22 protein-coding genes and 1 riboswitch are annotated in these 22,616 nt (G+C 39.5%); of the genes, 14 read left to right on the top strand and 8 right to left on the bottom strand.

The genetic code is table 11. From position 1 onward, the window contains the following. The first annotated feature begins 102 nt into the window (after window positions 1-102). The 6 genes from BTR25_RS12775 to add all read left to right on the top strand — a co-directional run bounded on the left by BTR25_RS12775 (window position 103) and on the right by add (window position 5,377). Window positions 103-1,326 (top strand): hemolysin family protein, encoded by a 1,224-nt coding sequence (locus BTR25_RS12775; RefSeq protein WP_075688446.1) that lies wholly within the window; start codon window positions 103-105, stop codon window positions 1,324-1,326. 107 nt (window positions 1,327-1,433) lie between these two features. Then, window positions 1,434-1,631, top strand: coding sequence for a hypothetical protein (locus tag BTR25_RS12770; RefSeq protein ID WP_075688445.1), 198 nt, complete (start codon window positions 1,434-1,436; stop codon window positions 1,629-1,631). A 226-nt stretch (window positions 1,632-1,857) separates the two neighbouring features. Then, entirely contained in the window at window positions 1,858-2,610 is a 753-nt protein-coding gene (locus tag BTR25_RS12765) for a methionine ABC transporter ATP-binding protein (RefSeq protein ID WP_075688444.1), read from the top strand. Continuing rightward, window positions 2,603-3,265 carry a methionine ABC transporter permease gene (locus BTR25_RS12760; RefSeq protein WP_075688443.1) on the top strand — a complete coding sequence of 221 codons (663 nt, stop codon included), beginning with the start codon at window positions 2,603-2,605 and terminating at the stop codon, window positions 3,263-3,265. The genes BTR25_RS12765 and BTR25_RS12760 overlap by 8 nt, the downstream gene beginning before the upstream one ends. 25 nt (window positions 3,266-3,290) lie before the next feature. Then, window positions 3,291-4,121 (top strand): MetQ/NlpA family ABC transporter substrate-binding protein, encoded by an 831-nt coding sequence (locus tag BTR25_RS12755; protein WP_075688442.1) that lies wholly within the window; start codon window positions 3,291-3,293, stop codon window positions 4,119-4,121. Between the two features lie 39 nt (window positions 4,122-4,160). After that, window positions 4,161-4,260, top strand: a riboswitch (purine riboswitch). Window positions 4,261-4,381: 121 nt separating this feature from the next. Continuing rightward, a complete protein-coding gene (add, locus tag BTR25_RS12750) occupies window positions 4,382-5,377 on the top strand; it encodes an adenosine deaminase (RefSeq protein WP_075688441.1) in 996 nt (331 codons plus the stop codon). A 143-nt stretch (window positions 5,378-5,520) separates the two neighbouring features. Here the strand turns inward: add and BTR25_RS12745 are convergent, their stop codons facing one another. The 3 genes from BTR25_RS12745 to BTR25_RS12735 all read right to left on the bottom strand — a co-directional run bounded on the left by BTR25_RS12745 (window position 5,521) and on the right by BTR25_RS12735 (window position 7,963). Then, on the bottom strand, window positions 5,521-6,093 hold the full coding sequence (locus BTR25_RS12745) for a M15 family metallopeptidase (protein ID WP_483295257.1): 573 nt from the start codon (window positions 6,091-6,093) through the stop codon (window positions 5,521-5,523). 177 nt (window positions 6,094-6,270) lie between these two features. Beyond that, window positions 6,271-6,729, bottom strand: coding sequence for a CBO0543 family protein (locus BTR25_RS12740; protein WP_083652356.1), 459 nt, complete (start codon window positions 6,727-6,729; stop codon window positions 6,271-6,273). A 151-nt stretch (window positions 6,730-6,880) separates the two neighbouring features. After that, on the bottom strand, window positions 6,881-7,963 hold the full coding sequence (locus tag BTR25_RS12735; RefSeq protein WP_075688439.1) for a branched-chain amino acid aminotransferase: 1,083 nt from the start codon (window positions 7,961-7,963) through the stop codon (window positions 6,881-6,883). A gap of 638 nt (window positions 7,964-8,601) precedes the next feature. Here BTR25_RS12735 and BTR25_RS12730 point away from each other — a divergent pair. Continuing rightward, window positions 8,602-8,802 carry a cold-shock protein gene (locus BTR25_RS12730; protein WP_042463323.1) on the top strand — a complete coding sequence of 67 codons (201 nt, stop codon included), beginning with the start codon at window positions 8,602-8,604 and terminating at the stop codon, window positions 8,800-8,802. Window positions 8,803-9,133: 331 nt separating this feature from the next. On the opposite strand, the gene BTR25_RS12725 is transcribed toward BTR25_RS12730, so the two are convergent. Further along, entirely contained in the window at window positions 9,134-9,316 is a 183-nt protein-coding gene (locus tag BTR25_RS12725) for an ATP-binding protein (RefSeq protein ID WP_075688438.1), read from the bottom strand. 57 nt (window positions 9,317-9,373) lie between these two features. Here BTR25_RS12725 and BTR25_RS28175 point away from each other — a divergent pair, with 57 nt between their 5' ends. Continuing rightward, window positions 9,374-9,973 (top strand): carbohydrate-binding domain-containing protein, encoded by a 600-nt coding sequence (locus BTR25_RS28175; RefSeq protein ID WP_368482990.1) that lies wholly within the window; start codon window positions 9,374-9,376, stop codon window positions 9,971-9,973. Next, a complete protein-coding gene (locus BTR25_RS28170) occupies window positions 9,958-10,239 on the top strand; it encodes a hypothetical protein (RefSeq protein WP_075688436.1) in 282 nt (93 codons plus the stop codon). The genes BTR25_RS28175 and BTR25_RS28170 overlap by 16 nt, the downstream gene beginning before the upstream one ends. 320 nt (window positions 10,240-10,559) lie before the next feature. Here the strand turns inward: BTR25_RS28170 and ahpF are convergent, their stop codons facing one another. The 4 genes from ahpF to BTR25_RS12695 all read right to left on the bottom strand — a co-directional run bounded on the left by ahpF (window position 10,560) and on the right by BTR25_RS12695 (window position 15,416). Beyond that, window positions 10,560-12,089, bottom strand: a complete 1,530-nt coding sequence (gene ahpF / locus BTR25_RS12710; protein WP_075688435.1) for an alkyl hydroperoxide reductase subunit F — start codon at window positions 12,087-12,089, stop codon at window positions 10,560-10,562. 14 nt (window positions 12,090-12,103) lie between these two features. Continuing rightward, entirely contained in the window at window positions 12,104-12,667 is a 564-nt protein-coding gene (ahpC, locus tag BTR25_RS12705) for an alkyl hydroperoxide reductase subunit C (protein WP_075688434.1), read from the bottom strand. 381 nt (window positions 12,668-13,048) lie between these two features. Continuing rightward, entirely contained in the window at window positions 13,049-14,176 is a 1,128-nt protein-coding gene (gene nspC, locus BTR25_RS12700) for a carboxynorspermidine decarboxylase (RefSeq protein ID WP_075688433.1), read from the bottom strand. A gap of 1 nt (window position 14,177) precedes the next feature. Further along, the gene (locus BTR25_RS12695) at window positions 14,178-15,416 is read right to left on the bottom strand and encodes a saccharopine dehydrogenase family protein (RefSeq protein ID WP_075688432.1); all 1,239 of its coding nucleotides are present in this window, start codon (window positions 15,414-15,416) and stop codon (window positions 14,178-14,180) included. A gap of 757 nt (window positions 15,417-16,173) precedes the next feature. On the opposite strand from BTR25_RS12695, the gene BTR25_RS12690 reads away from it, so the two are divergent. The 5 genes from BTR25_RS12690 to BTR25_RS12670 all read left to right on the top strand — a co-directional run bounded on the left by BTR25_RS12690 (window position 16,174) and on the right by BTR25_RS12670 (window position 22,613). After that, the gene (locus tag BTR25_RS12690; RefSeq protein WP_075688431.1) at window positions 16,174-17,280 is read left to right on the top strand and encodes a sugar ABC transporter substrate-binding protein; all 1,107 of its coding nucleotides are present in this window, start codon (window positions 16,174-16,176) and stop codon (window positions 17,278-17,280) included. An 82-nt stretch (window positions 17,281-17,362) separates the two neighbouring features. Further along, complete coding sequence (locus BTR25_RS12685) at window positions 17,363-18,883, top strand: sugar ABC transporter ATP-binding protein (protein ID WP_075688430.1); 1,521 nt, start codon at window positions 17,363-17,365, stop codon at window positions 18,881-18,883. Window positions 18,884-18,894: 11 nt separating this feature from the next. After that, window positions 18,895-20,067 carry a sugar ABC transporter permease gene (locus BTR25_RS12680; RefSeq protein WP_075688429.1) on the top strand — a complete coding sequence of 391 codons (1,173 nt, stop codon included), beginning with the start codon at window positions 18,895-18,897 and terminating at the stop codon, window positions 20,065-20,067. A gap of 153 nt (window positions 20,068-20,220) precedes the next feature. Beyond that, the gene (locus BTR25_RS12675; RefSeq protein WP_075688428.1) at window positions 20,221-21,192 is read left to right on the top strand and encodes a sugar ABC transporter substrate-binding protein; all 972 of its coding nucleotides are present in this window, start codon (window positions 20,221-20,223) and stop codon (window positions 21,190-21,192) included. Then, window positions 21,189-22,613 (top strand): sensor histidine kinase, encoded by a 1,425-nt coding sequence (locus tag BTR25_RS12670; protein WP_075688427.1) that lies wholly within the window; start codon window positions 21,189-21,191, stop codon window positions 22,611-22,613. Before BTR25_RS12675 ends, BTR25_RS12670 begins: the two co-directional genes overlap by 4 nt. The last annotated feature ends 3 nt before the right edge of the window (window positions 22,614-22,616 follow it).

The raw sequence follows: 22,616 nt of genomic DNA, 5'->3' as shown, positions 1-22,616 counted from the left end.
AGTAATCGGCAGCATGAAATTTTTGTATATTATAAAAGATATCTCTATAATAGAAATAATACAAATCTAGGGAACAGGCATTTACAAGGAGGAAATTCTTACGTGGTCATTGCGATCGTTGTTTTATTATTTGTTTCATTTTTCTTTTCAGGAAGTGAGACGGCTCTAACAGCAACAAATAAAATGAGACTTCAAACAAGAGCTAATAACGGAGATAAAAAGTCAGAAAAGGTTTTAAATTTAGTGTCAAAACCAAGTGAATTTATTACATCCATTCTCATTGGTAATAATATCGCTAATATATTACTTCCTACATTGGTGACTACCATGGCCATACAATATGGATTTAGTTTGGCGATTGCTTCTGCCATTTTAACCGTAATCATTATTATCTTTTCTGAAGTGATTCCTAAATCGATAGCGGCAGCATTTCCGGATCGGATAGCTATTATGGTTTATCCGATAATTCGGTTTGTGATTGTCATTTTTAAGCCCATAACAATCGTCTTAAATGGTCTTACAGGTTTTATCACAGGAATGCTTTCGAGGGGGCAGGAGGAATCAAATGTATCGATATCCAAGGAAGAATTAAGAGCGATGGTCGATATTGCAGATTCTGAAGGAATGTTTAAACAAGAGGAATCACATCGAATTAAGGGAGTTCTAGATTTTTATAATTTAAATGTAAAGGATGTTCTTAAAACTCCTAGGGTAGAGATTGTCGCCCTGCCTATTACAGCTACATTTGAAGAGGTTAGGGACATAGTGATTGAGAATCCTTACACCCGTTATCCAGTTTATAAAGAGGATATTGATAATATTGTGGCAGTCTTTCATTCTAAATTTTTGTTATCTTGGTCAACTGAGCCTGAGAAGTCACTTCAAGCTTATGCGGATAACGATCCGCTAATTATTTACGAGTTCCATTCAATCGAATGGGTTTTTCGTCAGATGACTATGGATAAAAAGCATATGGCAATTGTTTTAGATGAATACGGTGGAACTGAAGGAATTGTCACCCATGAAGACGTAATTGAGGCAATGATTGGGTTGGAGATTGAGGATGAAACAGATCTTGTGAATGAAGGTCTAGTTGAAAAGCTTACCCCGACTGAAATCATCTGTGATGGGAAAATAACCTTACACCGTCTTAACTCTATTTTTCATACAAAGATCCCTGAAGAAGAGGACGTCCTTGCAGGTTACCTATTAAAAAGCTTAACTGACATTCCAGCAAAGGGAGAAGTAATTGAGCAAGATGACTTGACCTTTAAAATCCTAGAGACGGATGGTCGCACGTTGAAGAAGATACAGATTATTAAATAAATTGCATAGCTTATACTGGTAACCGGCCTTCTAAACAGACAGTTTATCTACATGAATAATTAACAGTAGATAACATAACCTATTTCTGTTCAGGAGGTGAAGCAAAAATGTCTAACCAGGGAAAGAATAATCAAAATGGAAGAAATGTTTCCGAGGGCATTAAAGAGACAGCAGGTGCGGCATTCCATGCAGTTCATAGTGCATTGGAGACGACTGAAAATGCAGCAATGAGTGCTGTAGATGCCACGACCCGAGCAGTAAATAATTTAACAGGTAATGAAAAAGGAAGTCGTCAAAATAAATAATGAGCAGACTGAAAAAGCGCCAGTAATTGGCGTTTTTATTTTTGCCTAATATTCTACGGTATGGCAGTTATATGGAAATAAACTGTAAAAACAAGAAATTACCAGCATTGATCGAACACCAAAAACATGACAGCTTTTTGTAAAAACACTATAATAATGCGGGTAGTGTCATTATTTCTATGATGGCTAACCCTAGAAAGATAGATTACAAGGAGGCTGGTACAGGGTGATTTCTTTGCAGCTTGTTAGCAAAAGCTTTAAACAGAACCTGACAGCGTTTCAAGCCGTTGAATCGGCATCCCTTACGATTAAAAAGGGAGAAATCCATGGCATCATCGGTCCTAGCGGTGCAGGCAAATCAACGCTGCTTCGTTTAATCAACTTGTTGGAGTTTCCTGACCAAGGATCCGTCGTAGTGAATGGACAAACCTTAACGACGCTCCCTAACAGCAAGCTGCGTGAAGCAAGGCAGTCAATCGGGATGATTTTTCAGGATTTTAACCTAGTGGCAAACAAGACTGTGTTACAAAACGTATCGGTTCCACTTGAACTTGCTGGCTACTCTAAGAAAGCAAGATTGCATCGAGTGAAGGAATGCTTAGAATTTGTTGGACTGGTTGAGAAAAGCGAGCAATATCCTGCCAGCCTAAGCGGCGGGCAAAAACAGAGAGTGGCAATTGCCAGAGCACTTGCAAACCAGCCATCTGTATTGTTATGCGATGAACCAACATCAGCACTTGATCCTCAGACAACGGCTGGGATCTTAGAAGTGCTTCAAACGATCAACAAAGAGCTGGGTGTAACAATTGTCATCGTCAGCCATGAGATGGAAGTGGTCAAAAGTATTTGCCATAAAGTGACGGTAATGGACAGTGGGAAAATACTCAAGACCGTTTCGATTGAACCACAAGGCTTTGTGACACCTAGAAATGATCCGCAATGGTTTTTACAGCAATTAAAGGGGAATTTAAATGCCTGAGATCATTCTTCAATATCAAACAGAAATATGGCGCGCCATTGGCGAAACCTTTATTATGGTGGGCGTATCGATTGCGGCTGCGTTTTTGATTGGACTTCCTGTCGGTACGCTCCTATATTTGTGCCGTAAGGGGCAGTTAATGGAAAATCGAACTATTTATTCTGGCCTTAATATTTTTGTCAATATTGTTCGCTCATTCCCGTTTCTTTTGCTTGTTGTATTTTTAATACCCTTTACCAGATTTATTGTTGGAACAGCGATCGGCACAATCGCAGCAACGATTCCGTTATCGATTATGGCCATTGCCTATTATTCCAGGCTGGTGGAACAAGCGCTGCTTGAAGTCCCGCGTGGTGTGATAGAATCTGCTGTTTCCATGGGTGCTTCCATAACCGACATTATTTTTAAGTTTCTTTATGTAGAGGCAAGGTCTGGCCTAGCTCTGGGTTTAACCACGGCTACCATTAGTTTTATCTCCTATTCAACCGTCATGGGGATTGTCGGCGGCGGAGGGGTGGGGGATTTTGCAATCCGCTATGGATATCAGCGCTTCGAAACGGAACTTATGACCTATATGATCATTCTGATGATTATCTTAGTACAAACCATCCAGTTTACTGGAACAACCATTAGCAAACGTTTAGATAAACGTTAACACTTACATACCTGGAGGTAATTTTATGATTAAAAAAATATTTTCACTTGTTCTCTTTACTTTGCTCGTTTTAACGGGTTGCAGTGGTAATGAGAAACCGGAAACGGCTCAGAAGCCAGCAGAGGAAATAGAAGAGGTAACCTTAGAAGTAGCTACGCTCATTCCGCCAATGACGGATATACTTGAGATTGTAAAGCCTTTGATGAAAGAGGAAGGGATCAACCTTGAAATCGTCGTTCTTGGCGATAATGTACAGCCGAATAATGCCCTGGCTAATAAAGAAGTAGATGCAAACTTCTTTCAACATATCCCTTATATGGAAGAATACAATAAGGCGAATGGGTCTGAATTAGTGCTGGTAAAGCCTATTTACCATGCCGTTTATGGAGCATACTCAAAGCGCTTTGAGAGCATTGATGACCTTTCGGAAGGAGCAACAATCGCGATTGCCAATGACCCAACGAACATTGGCCGTTCCTTGGACATGCTTAGCGACCATGGCATAATTACCCTTAAAGAGGGTTCAGGGATTCATGCGACTCAAGCAGATATTGTTGAGAATGAGAAAAACTACAAATTTGTAGAAGTAGATTTATTGATGCTTGCGAGAATGCTAGATGATGCGGATTTAGTAGCTATGACACCTGCCTATGCTGCTCCACTGGGTTTAACGCCGAAAAAAGATGCATTATTAACAGAGGGGATGGAATCAGCATTTGCGATTTCGTTAGTAGCACGAGCAGATAATGCTGATTCAAAAGCGATTCAACTCTTAGTAGAAAAAATGACGGGGCCAGAAGTAAGGAAATTTCTAGAGGAAGAATACGCCGAAACAGCTTTGCCTGCATTTGAATAACCTTGACATTGTAGGTATTCTTTTATATTCTTTATGCAAAGAAACAATATAGAAACATTTCGTATAACTCCAATGATATGGATTGGAGGTCTCTACCAGGAACCAATAAATCCTGATTACGAAGAAGGTACATGAATTTGTACTTTCTTCGCAATCAGGATTTTTTTATTCTTTAACTGTTAATTTACGCTCCAGGTGCTTGCTTTCCACTCTAATCAACTTAATACTATTTTATAAAAAATCAGGAGGTCAGCGTTAAGATGAATTTTGCCACATTACCTAAGATTGAACTTCACTGTCATTTAGATGGCAGTTTAAGACCAGAAACGATCATTGATATCGCAGAGAGAGAGGAGATTAATATTCCTTCATTCGATAGAGTAGAGATTCTTAAAGATCTCACAGCACCTATAGAGTGTGAATCACTTGATGAATATTTAGAGAAATTTGCAATCCCCAATTTAGTCATGCAGTCAAAAGAGAATATTAAACGAATTTCTTATGAACTGCTAGAGGATGCCGCACGAGAAAATGTGAAATATTTAGAGGTTAGGTTTGCTCCATTACTTCATACGGCGAAGGGATTAAGTATAGAAGAAGTTATTCAGAGTGTTCTAGAGGGAATTCGGGAAGCGGAAGATCAGTACGATATTAAAGGCAACCTCATCCTTTCTTGTATGAGAACCATGTCTATTGAAAGTGCTTTTGAAGTCGTTGAAAAAGGAAAGCAATTCCTTGGAAAGGGAGTTGTAGCAATTGACTTATGCGCATCGGAAGAGGAAGGTTTTTGCAGGAAATTCGTAGAACCTATTTCACTTGCAAGAGAATATGGATACAGAGTAACCATCCATGCTGGTGAAACAGGAATAGGAGAAAATGTTCTAGAGGCTGTTGAATTGTTGGGAGCCGAAAGAATCGGGCACGGAGTTTTTATTAGGAACCATGAGGAAGCCTATAACATGGTGAAAGAAAAACAAGTAGTTCTTGAAATGTGTCCAACAAGTAATGTGCAAACAAAAGCTGTTGCTAGTTTTGGGGACCATCCCATTCATCAGTTCCATAGAGACGGAATCAAAGTCACTGTTAATACTGACAACAGAACGGTATCTGATACAACCATGGAGAAGGAGTGTAGAATCATATTTAATAAATTTTGCATGAGGTATGAGGACTATAAGGAAATCTATGAAACAAGTGTAGAAGCTTGTTTTGCTGACTCGGAGACAAAAGAAAGATTGAAAGAGTATATGAAATGATAAAAGGGTTGTACCTTTAAGAATACTAATCAAACGTTTGATTAAATCGGAATCAATCCCTGCTAGACAAGGGAAGAGCAAACCAATCAAACGTTTGATTGAATGATACAAAACCTCACGAGATATGGAATGAATAAATCTAATCAATCACCAGGATTGCTATCCACCATTAGGGAGGATTCCGGAGGCCGCTTTCCATTTTGTAAATCTGCAAGTGTTAAGCCAAAGTCCATTTGTAAATGGGGATAGTCTTTAAAACGTGCCCAGTCGCCGCCCCAGTCAAATCCTAATACTTTGGCAAGTTCCACGACCTCTTCCCAATCTGCCACTCCATTTTGATTCCCATCAAATTGCATATCCCAAATAACCTCTTGTGTTGCGGTCCTTAGGGCGAAATCAATGGCAAGGCCATAATTGTGTAAGGACTCCCCACCTCGAGCGTAGGTCACAATATTGCCTTCAGTAGAACGGCCTTTTTCAAAAAGACGATCCTGTTCTTCCGAACTACGGAAACCATCCGTAATGACAACGACAATACCTTTTTCGGCCGCTTGCTGGACTAATTGGTCGCTTCGTTCTTTTACAAGCGGATGGAGTTCGGTAGGGAAAGGCATATTCTGTAATTGTAAGGGTGGATTGATATAGATATAGCCAAGAATAGCTAAAATGGCGAGATATAATGACGTTAGTAATATTTTTTTTCTTTTTCGCTTCAAAACAATAGTCCCTTTCGGTCTAGAATATCATAATAATAATGACGAAAATAACAGTTGCAATGTTTCAATTATTTTTTGTAACTTGGGAGGATCTACGGAAGATTTTCGAGCGTACCACAATTGAATCAAAGAAAGGGAGCAGTATTTTTAGAAATACTACCCGTTACTTAGAATGATTTACTGGTCCTCTTTGTTTTTTAATGTTTTTATTATCAGCCAATTGAAAAGCAGAAGAAGGTAGAGCAGTGGATAAATGAGCATGGAATACCATAACTTCCATCCGTTATATTGGAACACTTCCGTCTGAACTGCTATCCACTCATATGCTAATGCAAATGCAGACCAACCTAGAATATATAAGATTTGTTTTGATAAGGTAGCTAATCGTGGATAAAAATTTAGAAAAATGATATTAACGGCTGGGTAGATAAAGAATACATACCAAAGTGTCAGATTATCAATTCCAGGACTAAAATACCAATATAACCGGTATTTAAATTCTAAATAGATGTCTGTAATCAATTGAAGGACCGTAGAAAACATAGAGGTAGTGTACATTTCCATATATGAGATTCTTTTGGGCATAAAATAAATAATTATAGCAAAGCTGAAAACTGAGATTAGTAATAAAATCAAACAAAATCACCCCCAATTAAATTAATTTTTTCCATATTAATTAATGATTAATCATTGAGGTGTTTGTGTGATGTGATTTTTAAGCGGAACAAGAAAAAGGCGTGTCAAACTATCATTAGTTTGCACGCCATTTTGTTGTTTGGGAGGCTTTTTAAACCTCAACTTTTGCAACTTTAACTGTCCAGTTAAAGGGGTCTTCTTTCTTTCCTAGTTGGATGCCGGTTAATTCGTCATACAGGTCTTGAGATAGCTGGCCAATAGTGCGGTCGTTTATTACGATGGTTTGATCTCTCCAGGTTAATGCACCAACCGGAGAGATTACCGCTGCCGTTCCTGCCCCAAAGACTTCCTCAAGTTCACCACGCTCTTGAGCAGCATACACTTCTTCAATGGAAATGCGGGATTCTCGGACAGGTATGTTCCAATGATTTAGTAATTGGATAACTGAATCACGGGTAATTCCTGGTAAGATACTGCCATTTAATCTAGGGGTGATGACTTCACCATTAATTTTGAAGAAGATATTCATACTGCCAACTTCTTCAACATACCTGTTTTCCTTTGCATCGAGCCATAGAATTTGGGCATAGCCATTTGCATCTGCCTTCTCCTGCGCCTTCAAACTGGCAGCATAATTACCTGAGGTCTTTACATGACCGACACCGCCAATAACGGCACGAACAAACTGCTCTTCGACATAAATGTTAACAGGATTCAACTGGCTGCCATAATAAGCTCCAGACGGAGATAGGATTACCAATAATTTATATTCTTTGGCAGGCCGGACACCTAGGTAGGCTTCAGATGCAAAAATAAAGGGACGGATGTAAAGTGATGTCCCTTCACCTTCAGGTACCCAATCCTTCTCAGTAAAAATTAACTGCTTAATCGCATCTAATAAAAATTCCTCGTCAATTGCTGGAATACATAGTCTGTTGCAGGAGTCGTTAAAGCGGCTCATGTTTTTCTCTGGACGGAAAAGCTGCACTGTGCCATCTGGCGCCTTATAAGCCTTCATTCCCTCGAAGATGGCTTGACCATAGTGAAAAACCATTGCAGCCGGATCAAGTGTTATTGGTTCATATGGAGTAATTCTAGGATTATACCAGCCGATTTCACCTTGATAATCCATCTCAAGCATATAATCACTGTAATACTTCCCAAACCCAAGTGAAGCAGGATCAGGTTTTTCTTTTAATTCTTTTCGTGGAATAAATGCAATTTCTTGTTTCATGATTACACCTCATTTATTATTCATTATGTTGTAATTAGTAGTAGAAATAATGACTCTAATACGAATATTCTAAATATAATACTCTATTACTATAACACTAATTGAGTGTTTTCTGCACACGGTATGATTTGGGAGAATGAAATATTATTGCGATGGAGTTCCAACAAAGTATATAGAAAAACCAAAGAAAAAGAAAACAGGATTGAAACCTGTTGAAGCATAAATAGGGAAAAACCTCTACCGGCTTGGTCGCAAACAAAGGAAATATAAGGCGAAATTCCTATCGAATTGTTTGAATTCAAAGCAACATACAAAAATTATGGTCTAGGTTTTGGGAATGAAAGGTATTGGATTTTAATAAAGGAGGAAATTTGTTTCTGCACCAATAATTGTGTGTTTCCAATATTCTTTATTTTTTGTCTGTAAAAAGGTTGCGAAGAAATAGTGAAGATTCAAGAGTGGCAAATATGGTTTCATTTATGTCTCCTTGCAAATACTTTTAAAAAATGTTAAACTTTAGAAGAATTATTTTTGATCGGTGTAAAGGATAGTATAAGGATTAACTTTTCGTCTTGATGATCACTGAGTGCAAGGATAGTAACACATTGTGTGCAAAGCACACAGCAGGAGGAAACAAAATGGAACAAGGTAAAGTAAAATGGTTTAATGCAGAAAAAGGTTTCGGATTTATCGAGCGTGAAGGCGGAGAAGACGTATTCGTTCATTTCTCAGCTATCCAAGGCGAAGGTTTCAAATCTTTAGACGAAGGTCAAACCGTTACTTTTGACGTTGAGCAAGGTCAACGTGGAGCTCAAGCAGCTAACGTACGTAAAGCTTAATAACAAGAACAAACTAAAACAGGCTCTTTATAGAGTCTGTTTTTTTATTTCTTCTTTTAAAAACAAGGAGCCCCACTCACGAATGAGTAGGGCACATGTGAACAAGTAAATTAAATGGTAAACAGAGTGTACCATATTATCACGAATTCTCCTAATTTCCTTTCAATAATCATTTTAAAGTGCCTATGGAGAGAGTGGCAAAATTGTCCATATTTATTAGTGTAATACGACTAACGGGGGCGTTACTTTTAGACAATTACTCCATAGCTATTACAGATCTACTATACATTTTAGGAGGAAAATCAAGTTTTGCGATACATATCGGAATCCGTTACGATTTCGTAATCTCCTTTTTAGGTAATTTAACTGTAAAGGTTGTTCCTTTGTGTTGATTTCGACTAACAGAAATCGTGCCATCATGTTTGGTAACAATCCATGGGGCAATTGACAGGCCTAATCCTGCACCACCGGTTTCCTCTTGATCGTGCCCGGTCTTCGCGGTAAAAGCGGTCAAAGATATGCTTCATATTTTCCTCTTTATTTCCAATACCAGTATCCATTCTTCTAATTAATTGTTCTAGATGATGGTAACATTCAATTAACTTCTAGTGACGATGGTATTAATGTTGGCGGCGGGAATGACGGATCGGGAATGGATATGAGTACATCATCTGCAGGACTTTTACAAATAAGTGGCGGAACGATCACAGTAAATGCCAGTGGAGATGGTTTGGATTCAAATGGATCGATTGCAATGACAGGTGGTACTGTGATGGTCAATGGACCGACCATTTCGAACAATGGGGCGCTTGATTATGATGGAAGCTTTGACATAAGTGGCGGGCTCATCATTGCAGTGGGGAGCTCAGGTATGGTTCAAACATCCTCAGATCAATCGGCACAGGCATCCAGTCTAATGACGTATCCAACGACACAGGCAGCAGGATTAATGGTCCATCTTGAAGATCATAATGGAAAAAATATTATCAGCTTTCTACCTGCAAACGAATATCAGTCTGTCTTTATTAGTTCCCCTGAACTAAAGAAGGATTCTTCTTATACTCTTTATTCTGGGGGATCATCAACAGGCAGTAATGAGGTTGGTTTATATAAGAATGGCGAGTACAAAGGTGGTACAAAGATAGTAAATCTGAAATGGTTACTTGGTTGAACGAAACGGGAATCACTACTGCGCAAAGTTCCGGCCCTGGTGGAATGAGAGGCGGTGGAGGCTTTACTAATCCGGATGGAAGTACAGGGAGACCTGAGCGGGGAAATCCTGATGACATGTTTGCGAACCTCGACGAAGAAACAAAAGCACAAGCTCAAAAGATGATCGACCAAGTCAATGGGGGCACTCTTTCTATTGAGGAAGCCCGGCAACAACTGGCGGAAATGGGGGTTGAGTTTATGGAAAGTGGGGGATTTAGACCGTAAGATAAAAACAGCCATATAGTTTAAAGTAAACCGTACCAAATTGATGGTACGGTTTTTTGATATTGGGGATGGTATTTTGAGAGACTCGACAGTTCAAAGATTTGTCAAAGTTCAAAACTAATAGAAGAAAGCCGGACTTATGGTCCGGTTTTTTCCCGTATTTAGGCTGATGGGAGAAAAAAGGAAAAGAAGGTAAGGAGCATGAGTGTCACTTTAGCATTACTTGCGGCTTTATTTGCTGTCTATTAAACAATCAAAGGAACAATCAAAGGGACGGTCTTGATGCTTCCATGGAAGCACAAGAACCGTCCCTTTGTTAATTAATTTCGGATCAGATAATCAAAGGCACCTAGTGATGCGGTAGCACCTGAGCCCATTGAGATGATAATTTGCTTATAGGCACTGTCTGTACAATCACCTGCAGCGAATACGCCTGGGAGGCTTGTAGAGCCATGTTTGTCTACAATGATCTCACCGAAGCGAGTACGTTCAAGTGTATCGGCTAGCCAATCGGTATTAGGAACAAGACCAATCTGCACAAATACACCTTCTAATTCTACATGCTTAACTTCCTCTGTATCACGTTCAATATAGCTAATACCGTTAACCTTGTCAGTACCGGTAATTTCTTTTGTTTGAACGTTCTTAAATACAGTTACGTTAGGCAGGCTGTAAAGACGTTCTTGAAGGACAGCATCTGCTTTTAACTCTGGCATAAATTCAAGTACTGTTACATGTTTCACAATACCGGCAAGGTCAATAGCAGCCTCGATACCGGAATTACCACCGCCAATAACGGCTACACGTTTTCCTTCGAATAAAGGACCATCACAGTGTGGGCAGTAAGCAACCCCTTTATTTTTGAACTCTGCTTCGCCAGGGACACCGACATTGCGCCAGCGGGCACCTGTTGAAAGGATAACAGTCTTACTCTTTAGTACCGCACCGTTTTCAAGTTCAATTTCAATAAGGTCCTTCTTTTCTAATCGTTTAGCACGCTGTAAATTCATTACATCGATATCATACTCTTTAACATGTTCTTCAAGACTTGCAGCGACTTTAGGACCTTCTGTATATTTTGTTCCGATAAAGTTTTCAATACCCATCGTGTCCATTACTTGACCGCCGAAGCGTTCCGCGACAATACCCGTACGAATTCCTTTTCGTGCCGCATAAATGGCTGCACTAGCACCAGCTGGTCCGCCGCCGACAACAAGTACATCGTATGGATCCTTATCAGAAAGCTCTGATGCATCAGGACCATTCCCCATTTTAGCGAGGATCTCTTCCACTGTCATACGGCCGCTGCCAAACGATTCTCCATTTAGGAAAACAGTCGGAACTGCTAAGATATTCTTGCTTTCAACCTCATCTTTAAATGCAGCACCGTCAATCATGGTATGAGAAATACCAGGGTTGAGAACGCTCATTAGGTTGAGTGCTTGTACAACATCAGGGCAGTTGTGACAGCTTAGGCTGATGTAAGATTCAAAGTGAAATTCACCTTTAATTTTTTTAATCTGATCAATCACTTTTTGGTCAACCTTCGGGGCTCTTCCACTCACTTGTAACAATGCCAACACTAAGGAAGTAAACTCATGTCCTAGTGGAATACCGGCGAACGTTATCCCAGTGTCTTCGCCGATACGGTTTACACTAAAACTAGGTGTTCTTTCTAAGGCTGTTTTTTCCACCTTAATCCTAGATGACATGGTCGCTAATTCATCGATAAGTGAAAGCATGTCCCGGGATACCTCGTCAGTTCCTGCACTCACCTTTAGCAGCACATCGCCCTCTAACAATTGTAGATATTGGGCTAACTGTGCTTTTATATCTGCATCTAATAACATACTCATCGTACTCCTTAAATTTTACCTACAAGGTCAAGGCTTGGCTTAAGTGTTGCTGAGCCCTCTTGCCATTTAGCTGGGCATACTTCGCCTGGATTGTTGCGAACATATTGAGCGGCTTTTAATTTGCTAACCACTGTACTTGCGTCACGGCCGATACCGCCTGCATTGATTTCAACTGTTTGGATGATTCCGTCTGGATCAATGACGAATGTACCGCGGTCAGCAAGACCTTCATCTTCGTTTAGTACGTCAAAGTTGCGAGAAATCTTTTGTGATGGGTCACCAATCATCACATACTCGATTTTGCCAATCGCCTCTGAGTGATCGTGCCATGCTTTATGTGTAAAATGAGTATCTGTAGAAACTGAATATACTTCTGCGCCAAGTTCTTTTAAAGTTGCATATTGGTTTTGTAAGTCTTCTAATTCAGTAGGACAAACGAATGTAAAGTCTGCAGGGTAGAAGCAAAAAACACTCCATTTACCTTTAAGGCTTTCTTCTGAAATAGTGATAAATTCACCGTTCTGGTAAGCGTGTGCGAAGAATGGTAGTACTTGTGATCCGATTAATGACATAGTAATTGCCTCCTTAGATGTTGGTTGTGAGAATTATTCACAACAAAAATTAATAATTAAATTATAATAATTCTAATACAATGTTTATTATTATATAGAACCTGTTATTTTGTCAACAATATTGCACATTTTTTTCTTGGCTTCGACATAATAGCTATTCTCAGTCAATGTGACAACGGTGAAAATAAGGTATGTTTGGTTCGATTCAAACAGGGATAGCTGCAGATCTATTTCACATCTACCGATATTAAAGTCCCCCAAATTTAACAATATAAACCTCTAGAAAAGCAAAAATCCAGCGGCACATGGCTGCTGGACTCTACAATTGCTTTATCTTAAGAGTATTTTTCAAAATGTACATGATGGTCGGTGACGATACTACTAAGCAAGTCTCATTTTAAAATCATGATAGCCAAATTCACGAACAACCTGACAATCTCCATCTTTATCTTTAACAGCAATAGCAGGTAAGGCCATGCCGTTAAAGGTAGTGTTTTTCACCATCGAGTAAATCGCCATATCACCAAATACTAGCCGGTCGCCACACTGCAATGGCTGATCAAAGGAGTAATCTCCAATGACATCTCCTGCCATACAGGTTTGGCCGCCAAGGCGGTAAAGAAATGGCTTTTCACTAACTTCCCCTGATCCAAAGAGTGGGGGACGATAAGGCATTTCCAGCACATCTGGCATATGACATGATGCAGAAGTATCAAGAATCGCAATATCAATACCATTTTTGATCGTATCTAGAACAGTTGTAACTAGATATCCTGCATTTAGAGCAACGGCCTCACCAGGTTCAAGATAAACTTCTAAACCATATTTCTTTTGCATTTTTTTGATGCATTCTTCTAATAAAGAGATGTTATAATCTACCCTCGTGATATGGTGCCCGCCGCCGAAGTTAATCCATTCCATTTGCGGCAACCATTCTCCGAACTTTTCTTCCACTGCTTGAAGGGTCGCAGCTAAATCATCAGAGTTCTGCTGGCATAGGGTGTGGAAATGAAGACCTGACACACCGTCTAGCAATTCAGGGCGAAATTGCTCTCTCGTCACACCGAACCTAGATCCCGGTGAACATGGGTCATAAATGGCATGCCCATCTTGAGTCGAGCATTCAGGATTAATGCGCAAGCCGACCTTTTTTCCAGCTTGAAGCACCTTATCTTTATATTTCTCCAGCTGTGAGAAGGAATTAAAAATGATATGGTCACAAATTTCCACAATCTCGTCCATTTCATCATCACGATAGGCAGGGGCAAAGACATGATTTTCTTTACCCATTTCTTCGTAACCTAGACGTGCTTCATATAAGCCGCTTGCTGTTGTCCCAACTAAATACTTTGCAATGAGTGGATACATTTTAAACATAGAAAATGCTTTTTGGGCCAAAATAATCTTGCATCCCGTGCGCGCCATGACACCGTTCAGGATTTTTAGATTTTTTTCTACAAGAGCTTCATCAACGACATAACAGGGTGTTGGTAATTCTTCAAACCGCATCTTATCGTACGAGCTCCAACTCTTTTTCTTTTACAGGTTGATCAACCAGAACTGGGTTAAAATCTTCTACCCATGGAAGACCCCACTTGTTTAATTCTTCCATGAATGGATCTGGATCAAACTCTTCAATATTGAATACTCCTGGTTTATTCCATTTTCCAGTCATAACCATTGCTGCACCGATCATGGCAGGTACACCAGTTGTATATGAAATGGCTTGTGAACCAACTTCTCTATAGCATTCTTGGTGGTCACATACGTTGTACACATAGTAAGTCTTAGCTACTCCATCTTTCTTGCCTTGGAAGATACAGCCGATGTTGGTTTTTCCAACTGTACGAGGACCAAGTGATGCTGGATCTGGTAATACAGCTTTCAAGAATTGAAGTGGAATGATTTGTTTTCCTTCGAATTCGATTGGTTCAATGCTAGTCATGCCTACATTTTCAAGAGCTTTTAGGTGAGTGATATAGCTTTGGCCAAATGTCATGAAGAAACGGATACGCTTAAGTCCTGGGATGTTTTGAGCAAGAGATTCAAGCTCCTCATGATATAACAAATACATATCTTTCTCGCCAACTTCAGCAAAGTTATAAACGCGTTTGATTTCCATTGGCTCTGTTTCGATCCATTCGCCGTTTTCCCAATAACGTCCGTTTGCTGAAACCTCACGGATATTGATTTCAGGATTGAAGTTTGTCGCGAACGGATAGCCATGGTCGCCGCCATTACAGTCAAGAATATCGATGTATTCAATTTCATCAAAATAATGTTTTAGGGCATATGCAGAGAATACACCTGTTACACCTGGGTCAAAGCCGCTACCTAAAAGAGCTGTAATGCCAGCTTTTTCAAAGCGGTCACGGTATTCCCACTGCCATTTATATTCGAATTTTGCCGTATCTTCCGGCTCATAGTTTGCCGTGTCCATGTAATGAGTTTTTGTAGCTAGACAAGCATCCATAATCGTTAAGTCTTGATATGGTAATGCTAGATTCATAACGATGTCTGGTTTTACCTCATTAATTAATGCAATAAGTTCGTCCACATTATCTGCATCTACTTGTGCAGTAGTAATTTTTGTTTTGCTTGTGCCATCTAATTTAGCTTTTAACTCATCGCATTTTGATTTTGTACGGCTTGCGATGCAAATTTCTTCAAATACTTCACTATTTTGTACACATTTATGAACTGCTACTGAAGCAACGCCCCCGGCGCCAATAATAAGTGCTTTTCCCATTTTTCTCAAACTCCTAACTACTAAAATATTTTTCGAAGCAATGTGAGGGCCATTTATGGGTTATACACCCTCCAAGTGTTTTTTTACAAGCAAAAAAAGCAAGTGCAAAGCGCATAATACGCACAACACTTGCTTAGATAGTATCATCAATATTAAAAGGCATACGCATGACTAATTCATACGTCTACAATAGAAGTCCTACGGCGTAAGGTAAGAAAGCTCTTTAATATTTAAAATATATCAGATAGGTTCAGAGTCTATATAGCAAATAATTACTTTTACCACTCTTATTGACCGTTTCACAAGTTGTGTACATGAATGCACTGGTTGTAAAGTAACCAACTTATAAAATTTGAGCTTTTAACTCAATCAATAGGGCAACAAAAGTTGCCAATCGGCATTTGACCCGGCACACCGTTGCCCTTAACTTCCGATAGGATGTGGTCAAAAATTATCTGCTTGGAAAAACTCAAAAATATCGATATAGCTTTCCAATAAACAATATTTATATTATCAGCATGATATATAAATGGCAATAGGGAATATTAAAAATTATTTGGTGAGGTAATCACAGGGACGGTTCTCCTGCTTCCTTAAGGAAGCAGGAGAACCGTCCCTGTGATTACCTGTGTTTAATCCGAATGCTAAAAAAGTACAGATGATATTAAAAGATTACTAGTAGTTAGCGCTTACATACAATCGCAAGCACCATATAATTGAAATGTAATCATACAAAAACGGTTCAGGGGGTTCCAAAATGAAAAAGACAATGAAGGCGATTTCTCTATTGCTGGTTGTTATGGTGTTTGCTGGAATGCTGGCAGCTTGTAACAAAACGAGCGGATCAGCGTCAGTGGACGTAGGTATTGTATTACCAACGAAAGATGAGCCAAGATGGGTTCAAGATGAACAAAGATTTAAAGATGCTTTGAAAGACTCCGATTATACGACTGAGATTTTATTCAGCCAAGGTTCATCTGCTAAGGAAAAAGAAAACGTTGAAACATTGATAAATAAGGGAATCAAAGTGCTAATCATTTGTCCACAAGATGGTGATGCAGCAGCGGCAGCAGTTGAAGCAGCTAAAAAAGAGGGTATCACCGTTATTTCATATGATCGTCTGATTACAAATACAGACGCAGTAGATTACTATGTTACATTCGATAGTGTAGCGGTAGGTGCAGCACAAGGACAATATTTAATTGATAACGCAAACGGTAAAGATGTTCCATTGTATTTGTATGCAGGTGCAGCTTCTGATAACAACGCATTTTTATTCTTCCAAGGAGCATGGAGCGTACTTCAACCTAAGATTGCTGACGGAACTTTTAAAGTAGCTAACTCAAGTGAAGCAGAAGCGTTAAAAGCTACAGCAGAACTTTCTCGTGATCAATTAAGTAAGATTCTAGGACAAGTGACAACAAACTGGGATCCAAATGATGCGAAAAACAAAGCACAAACACATCTAACTGCTGCTAAGGCAGACATGAAAGGCGACATTGCTATCCTTGCACCGAACGATGGGACGGCTCGTTCTATCGCTGATGTGTTTTCATCTGATAGTGACATTTCAAGTTATTTTGTAACAGGTCAAGATGCTGAGAAGGCTTCTATTCAATATGTCATTGATGGCAAGCAATCAATGACAGTATTCAAGGATGTTCGAACACTTGTTACAGATGCTATGGGGATGGCGATTAGTATCTTAGACGGCGGTACACCAGAAACAACTGGTTCTTATGACAATGGTAAGGTCGATGTAAAAGCAAAACAAACGAATGTTATTGTAGTTGACAAAGATAATGTAAAAAAAGAACTCATTGATTCTGGTTACTACGAAGCTAGCGAATTTACTGGACTGTAATAACTTAAACATCAAGCGGAATAGTGGTAGAAGTTCTGCCACTATTTCGTGATTGTAAAGCAGTTTGTTAAGGAGGACCCAGATGAGTGAATATATTTTGGAGATGAAACAAATTTCCAAGAATTTTACAGGTGTCAAAGCACTTAGTAATGTCAATTTCAAGGTGGAAAAAGGCGAAATTCACTGCTTAATAGGTGAGAATGGAGCAGGAAAATCAACATTAATGAAAGTTCTTAGTGGTGTTTATCCTTTTGGAACTTATGAGGGTGATATCGTTTTTGAGGGAAAAGTGCAGCAGTTTAATAAAATTACAGACAGTGTAAAGACAGGAATTGCAATTATTTATCAGGAACTCGCGCTGTTTCCAGACCTTACAGTCTATGAAAATATTTTTGCAGGGAACGAAGTAAAGCGCAGCGGAGTGATTGACTGGAATCAGACAATCATCGAGGCCAAAAAAATGCTAAAAAAGGTAAAATTGGATGTCAACCCCGACACACTGATCAAAGATTTGGGTGTTGGTAAACGTCAACTCGTTGAAATTGCTAAGGCATTAAGTAAAGATGTTAAGCTTCTCATTTTAGATGAGCCAACCGCGGCTCTGAATGAGGACGATAGTGAAAATCTATTAGAGTTATTATCTGAACTAAAAAAACAGGGAATTACCTGCATCATGATTTCACACAAACTGAAAGAAGTCATTTCTATTGCGGATAAAGCGACCGTGCTCCGTGATGGTCAAACAATCTGTACATTAGATGCTGAAGCAGGAGAAGTCTCAGAAAACATTATTATTAAGAATATGGTTGGTCGGGAGATAGATGATATCTATCCAAAAAGGACTAATAAAATAGATGGCGAGAAAATCCTTGAATTATATAACTGGTCAGCCTATGACCCTACTTTAGGCAGACAAGTTGTTAAAGATGTAAATCTTCATGTGAAAAAGGGTGAAATTGTCGGAATCGCTGGTTTGATGGGTTCAGGCCGAACGGAACTAGCTCTTAGTATTTTTGGAAATGCAAAGTCCTACAAATTACAGGGTGATTTAGTGCTGGATGGAAAGTCGACAGCCTTAAAGCATACGAGTGATGCGATTAAGGCAGGCATCGCTTATGTGACCGAAGATCGAAAGGGCGATGGATTGTTTTTAATCCAAGATATAAAGAGCAACATTACCGCTGCGAATCTAAAGGGCATTAGCTCGAATGGAATTCTTAATGATAATGAAGAAATAAATATTGCTACTCATTATAAAAATTCTCTTTACATTAAAGCACCTTCATTGGAGCAAGTAGTAGGTAACTTGAGTGGAGGTAACCAGCAGAAAGTGTCCTTAGGTAAATGGTTGTTCGTTGGTCCGAAGCTGCTGATCTTAGATGAACCAACTCGCGGAATTGACGTTGGAGCAAAATTTGAAATCTATACGGTGATGAACGAGTTGATCAATCAAGGTATGAGCATTATTATGATTTCGTCAGAGCTTGGTGAAATACTTGGGATGAGCGATCGGATCTATGTTATGGCCCAAGGTGAAATGAAAGGTGAGTTATCAATAGCAGAAGCGGACCAAGAAAAAATCATGCAGCTGGCTACGCTTTAGGAGGTAAAAAAATGAAGCTTTTCAATGAAGCTAGAGTCTTAATTAGTGAAAATATTCGTGACTATGGCATGTATATTGCCTTATTCGTTATTATCCTTACATTCTCGATTATGACAGACGGACTTTTCATGTCTTCCCGAAATATTAGTAATTTATTAGATTCGGCAGGTTATATTGCTGTCCTTGCGGTTGGAATGACACTCGTAATTGTCATTCGACACATCGATTTATCGGTAGGATTTGTAGCAGGTTTCCTGGGTGCGATTGTTGCCATTCTTCTCACTCAAATGGGACTGCCAATGCTTGTGGCGATTCCCGTCATTCTTATTCTTGGTGTAGGTGTCGGTCTTTTCAATGGATTGTTAGTGGCACAAATTGGGATTCCATCCTTTGTTGCTACGCTGGCAGGGATGCTCATTTTCAGGGGGGCACTCTTACAGGTAACTGAGAAGACAGGAACCATTATCATTCAGGATGACAGCTTTAATGCAATTGGTAATGGATACATTCCTTCTCTTCTCCAAGTAAATGGCCTGCACGTACTTTCCCTTTTAGTTGGTTTAGTAGGTATTTTACTATATATTTATAGCGAATTAACAACACGCAAAAACAAAATCAAATATGAATTTGAAGTCATCTCTAAAGGAATTTTCATCATAAAATTGGCTTTCGTATCTGCCATTATTGCCTATATTACTTGGATTCTAGCAGGCTATAATGGATTTTCTTGGACGGTAATCATCATGCTGCTGGTTGTAGTTATCTATCACTTCCTCACAACAAAAACAGTGCTTGGCCGCCATATTTACGCTGTTGGAAGTAATCCAGAAGCTGCACATCTAAGCGGTATGAACGTAAAAAAGATTACCTATATTGTTTTTGGTTCGATGGGGATGCTTGCCGCACTTTCCGGGATTCTATTTACCTCGCGTTTGCAATCGGCAACGACAACAGCAGGGACACTGTTTGAACTTGATGCGATTGCAGCCGCATATGTGGGTGGCGTGTCATCTGCAGGCGGGGTAGGAAAAGTAACAGGAGCGATTATCGGTGCAATCGTTATGGCATCGCTCACAAGTGGGATGAACCTGCTAGGAGTCGGAATCTCTTACCAGTACATGATCCGCGGAGGGGTACTAGCTGGAGCCGTTATTTTCGATGTCATGACGAGGAAAAAGAGATAGTTTTTTATGAGAGGCTCACCGTAGTCTCTCTTTTCTTTTACTGAAGGAAACTATTTGTGACAATCTCTATAGGAAGGAGACAATGTGTCATTTTTTATATAGATGATTTGATGATTAATAGTTTATTATTAGGGAAGAAGGGGGACATTTCTCTTGCGAAAAGTAGGCATAATAATTTTATTTTGTGTGTTCATCCTTCTTTGCTATTTTACATTTGAATCGGCAAGGAAAGTTTTTCGCTCTGATTGGCACTTACTAAAAGTTAACCAGCAGAAGGCAAACCATCGACTTGTGTTAATTACACAAGATATGGAGACACCTTTTTGGAATAAGGTTGCTAATGGGGCGTTAAGACAGGCAGAAAAGAATGGGGTGAGCCTTGAAGTATGGGGGAGCTACAGCAACAAAGAAGACTTTTTAAAGAAAATGGAAATTGCGATTCATTCGAAAGTGGATGGTATAATCGTACAAGGTCTTGATACAGAAGAGTTTAAACAAATTACAAAAATTAAAGCTTCTTCCTATGGAATCCCGGTCATTACTGTAGCAAACGATGTACCGATGTCGGATAGTCTTAGAAAAACGTATATTGGTTCTGATCAATATAAGGCAGGACAATTAATTGCGACTCAATTGTTGGCTGACATGGGGACAACAGGAGAAGTCGTTCTTATGTACGACCGTCAGCAAGAGTATTACCAAATTCAACGTCTGAATGGAATACAAGATGTATTGAAGCAGCACCCAAATGTTCAAACTGTTTTTGCCGAGACCTCTGATTCAAGGGAGGAAATCGTCGCTACTACACAAGGCATTCTGAACCGAGTCCCTGAAGTTGACGCCTTTATCGCCGTCGATGCTGAGGTTGCAGGGGCTATGATTCAAGAGTTAGGTAAACGTTTTCAGGTTGAACCCTTTTATATATTCTCCTTTGACGATGGTACCGAGTCATTGTCATTGCTTAAGCAGGGTAAACTAGACGGCCTGATTGAGCAATCGCCTGAAAAAATGGGCGAGAAAAGTGTTCAGCTTTTAATGGAGTGGTTGAACGGAGAAACGGTTCCGCTTAACTCTGAAGGTTATTTTACTGATATTCATATTTTGAAAGCGACGGACATGAAATGAATAGTATTCAAAAGAAAATATTGACGCTCACCACTGTTATTCTTGTCATCATGTCGGTTATTTGGATAGCGCTTACATTCTATAATCATAAGACGCAGAATCAATATAATGAAATCCTGCAGCGCTATTTAAGTATGAATGAAGCGGCTAGATCTAGCCAATTTGTCATAACCGACCTAAATAACTATATGATTAGCCCGTCAGAAGATAAAATAGACCAGCTTAATTTGAGTAAAAAGAGAATGCAAAAAGCGAAGCTGGATGTGGCAAAACTCAGAAACTCTGAAAATACGTTCATCTTAACGAACTATATTAATTTAATTGATAGCTTAATTGAAACGACAGATCGGATCCTAATCTTTCATTCAGCACAAGAAACCGAATCTGCTGCAAAGGAGTTCTCGGAAGCTACACGGATTTCAACCTATATTTCTGAAATGACTCTCAGCTTGCTAGATACCGAGCTTAAAACCTATGACCGCTTCTATCGCAGTATGATCGAGCGATCTGGTGAAGTGATCAAGCTTGGAATCTGGCAGTTGCTTCTGATTATTTTCCTGCTTTTAGTAGCAACCTATTGGTTTTCCTTAACGATTACAAGACCTGTACTAAAGCTGACTCAAGCGGCTAATGAGTTGTCCAATGGCAGTTTTGATAAGCCGATTAATGTGGAGACAAATGATGAAATTTCATTTCTTGCTAAAACCTTTGACCGGATGCGGATCAATATAAATAACTTGATTCTTGAGATAAAAAACAAAGCACAGCTCGAACATGAACTGCAACAGAATAAAATTTTATTGCAGGAGAGTCAATTTCGCAGCTTGCAGAGTCAGATTAATCCGCACTTTTTGTTTAATACGTTGAATACACTTTCGAAAAAGGCTTACCTTGAAGGATCTGAAGAGACAAGTGACCTACTTGTAAGTGTTGCTGGGCTGTTGCGCTACAACTTAAAGAGATTAGACCGGTCGGTCACGCTTCAGGAAGAGGTTATGGTTCTTAAGCAATATATGGATATTCAAAAAGCAAGATTTACCGAACGGCTGAATCTGGTGCTGCTAGTGGACGAGTCGTGCCTTAACGTTAGGATTCCTGCCTTAACCCTGCAGCCGATTATCGAGAATGCAGTTATTCATGCCATTGAGCCAAAAGAAGATGGAGGGACGATTTGGGTCCGAGTAATTGATGGTGACCAACAAATTACGATTGAAATTGAAGACGATGGATCAGGGATGGAAGAGGATAAAATTCGGCAGATTCTTGAGGAAGATAGTGTCCAAACAGAAGGCCATTCAACCGGGATTGGGTTTAGTAATGTGGTCAAACGACTGCGTCTGTTTTTCGGATATGATGAAATAATCGATATTGTTAGCTATAAGGGCTGCGGAACAAAAGTGATAATAAGGATAAGAAGGTGATAA

This window comes from Bacillus sp. MRMR6, from assembly GCF_001940785.1.
In the GTDB taxonomy this organism is placed as follows: Bacteria; Bacillota; Bacilli; order Bacillales; family Cytobacillaceae; genus Neobacillus.
This window is presented reverse-complemented; position numbering and strand designations above follow the sequence as displayed.

Excerpts from the sequence above, each read along its gene's own strand:
- BTR25_RS12685 (WP_075688430.1), top strand. The coding sequence starts at position 17,363 with ATGAGTGAATATATTTTGGAGATGAAACAAATTTCCAAGAATTTTACA.
- BTR25_RS12770 (WP_075688445.1), top strand. The coding sequence starts at position 1,434 with ATGTCTAACCAGGGAAAGAATAATCAAAATGGAAGAAATGTTTCCGAG.
- add (WP_075688441.1), top strand. The coding sequence starts at position 4,382 with ATGAATTTTGCCACATTACCTAAGATTGAACTTCACTGTCATTTAGAT.
- nspC (WP_075688433.1), bottom strand. The coding sequence starts at position 14,176 with ATGCGGTTTGAAGAATTACCAACACCCTGTTATGTCGTTGATGAAGCT.
- BTR25_RS12695 (WP_075688432.1), bottom strand. The coding sequence starts at position 15,416 with ATGGGAAAAGCACTTATTATTGGCGCCGGGGGCGTTGCTTCAGTAGCA.
- BTR25_RS12670 (WP_075688427.1), top strand. The coding sequence starts at position 21,189 with ATGAATAGTATTCAAAAGAAAATATTGACGCTCACCACTGTTATTCTT.
- ahpC (WP_075688434.1), bottom strand. The coding sequence starts at position 12,667 with ATGTCATTAATCGGATCACAAGTACTACCATTCTTCGCACACGCTTAC.
- BTR25_RS28170 (WP_075688436.1), top strand. The coding sequence starts at position 9,958 with ATGGTTACTTGGTTGAACGAAACGGGAATCACTACTGCGCAAAGTTCC.
- BTR25_RS12735 (WP_075688439.1), bottom strand. The coding sequence starts at position 7,963 with ATGAAACAAGAAATTGCATTTATTCCACGAAAAGAATTAAAAGAAAAA.
- BTR25_RS12755 (WP_075688442.1), top strand. The coding sequence starts at position 3,291 with ATGATTAAAAAAATATTTTCACTTGTTCTCTTTACTTTGCTCGTTTTA.
- BTR25_RS12730 (WP_042463323.1), top strand. The coding sequence starts at position 8,602 with ATGGAACAAGGTAAAGTAAAATGGTTTAATGCAGAAAAAGGTTTCGGA.
- ahpF (WP_075688435.1), bottom strand. The coding sequence starts at position 12,089 with ATGTTATTAGATGCAGATATAAAAGCACAGTTAGCCCAATATCTACAA.
- BTR25_RS12690 (WP_075688431.1), top strand. The coding sequence starts at position 16,174 with ATGAAAAAGACAATGAAGGCGATTTCTCTATTGCTGGTTGTTATGGTG.
- BTR25_RS12680 (WP_075688429.1), top strand. The coding sequence starts at position 18,895 with ATGAAGCTTTTCAATGAAGCTAGAGTCTTAATTAGTGAAAATATTCGT.
- BTR25_RS12760 (WP_075688443.1), top strand. The coding sequence starts at position 2,603 with ATGCCTGAGATCATTCTTCAATATCAAACAGAAATATGGCGCGCCATT.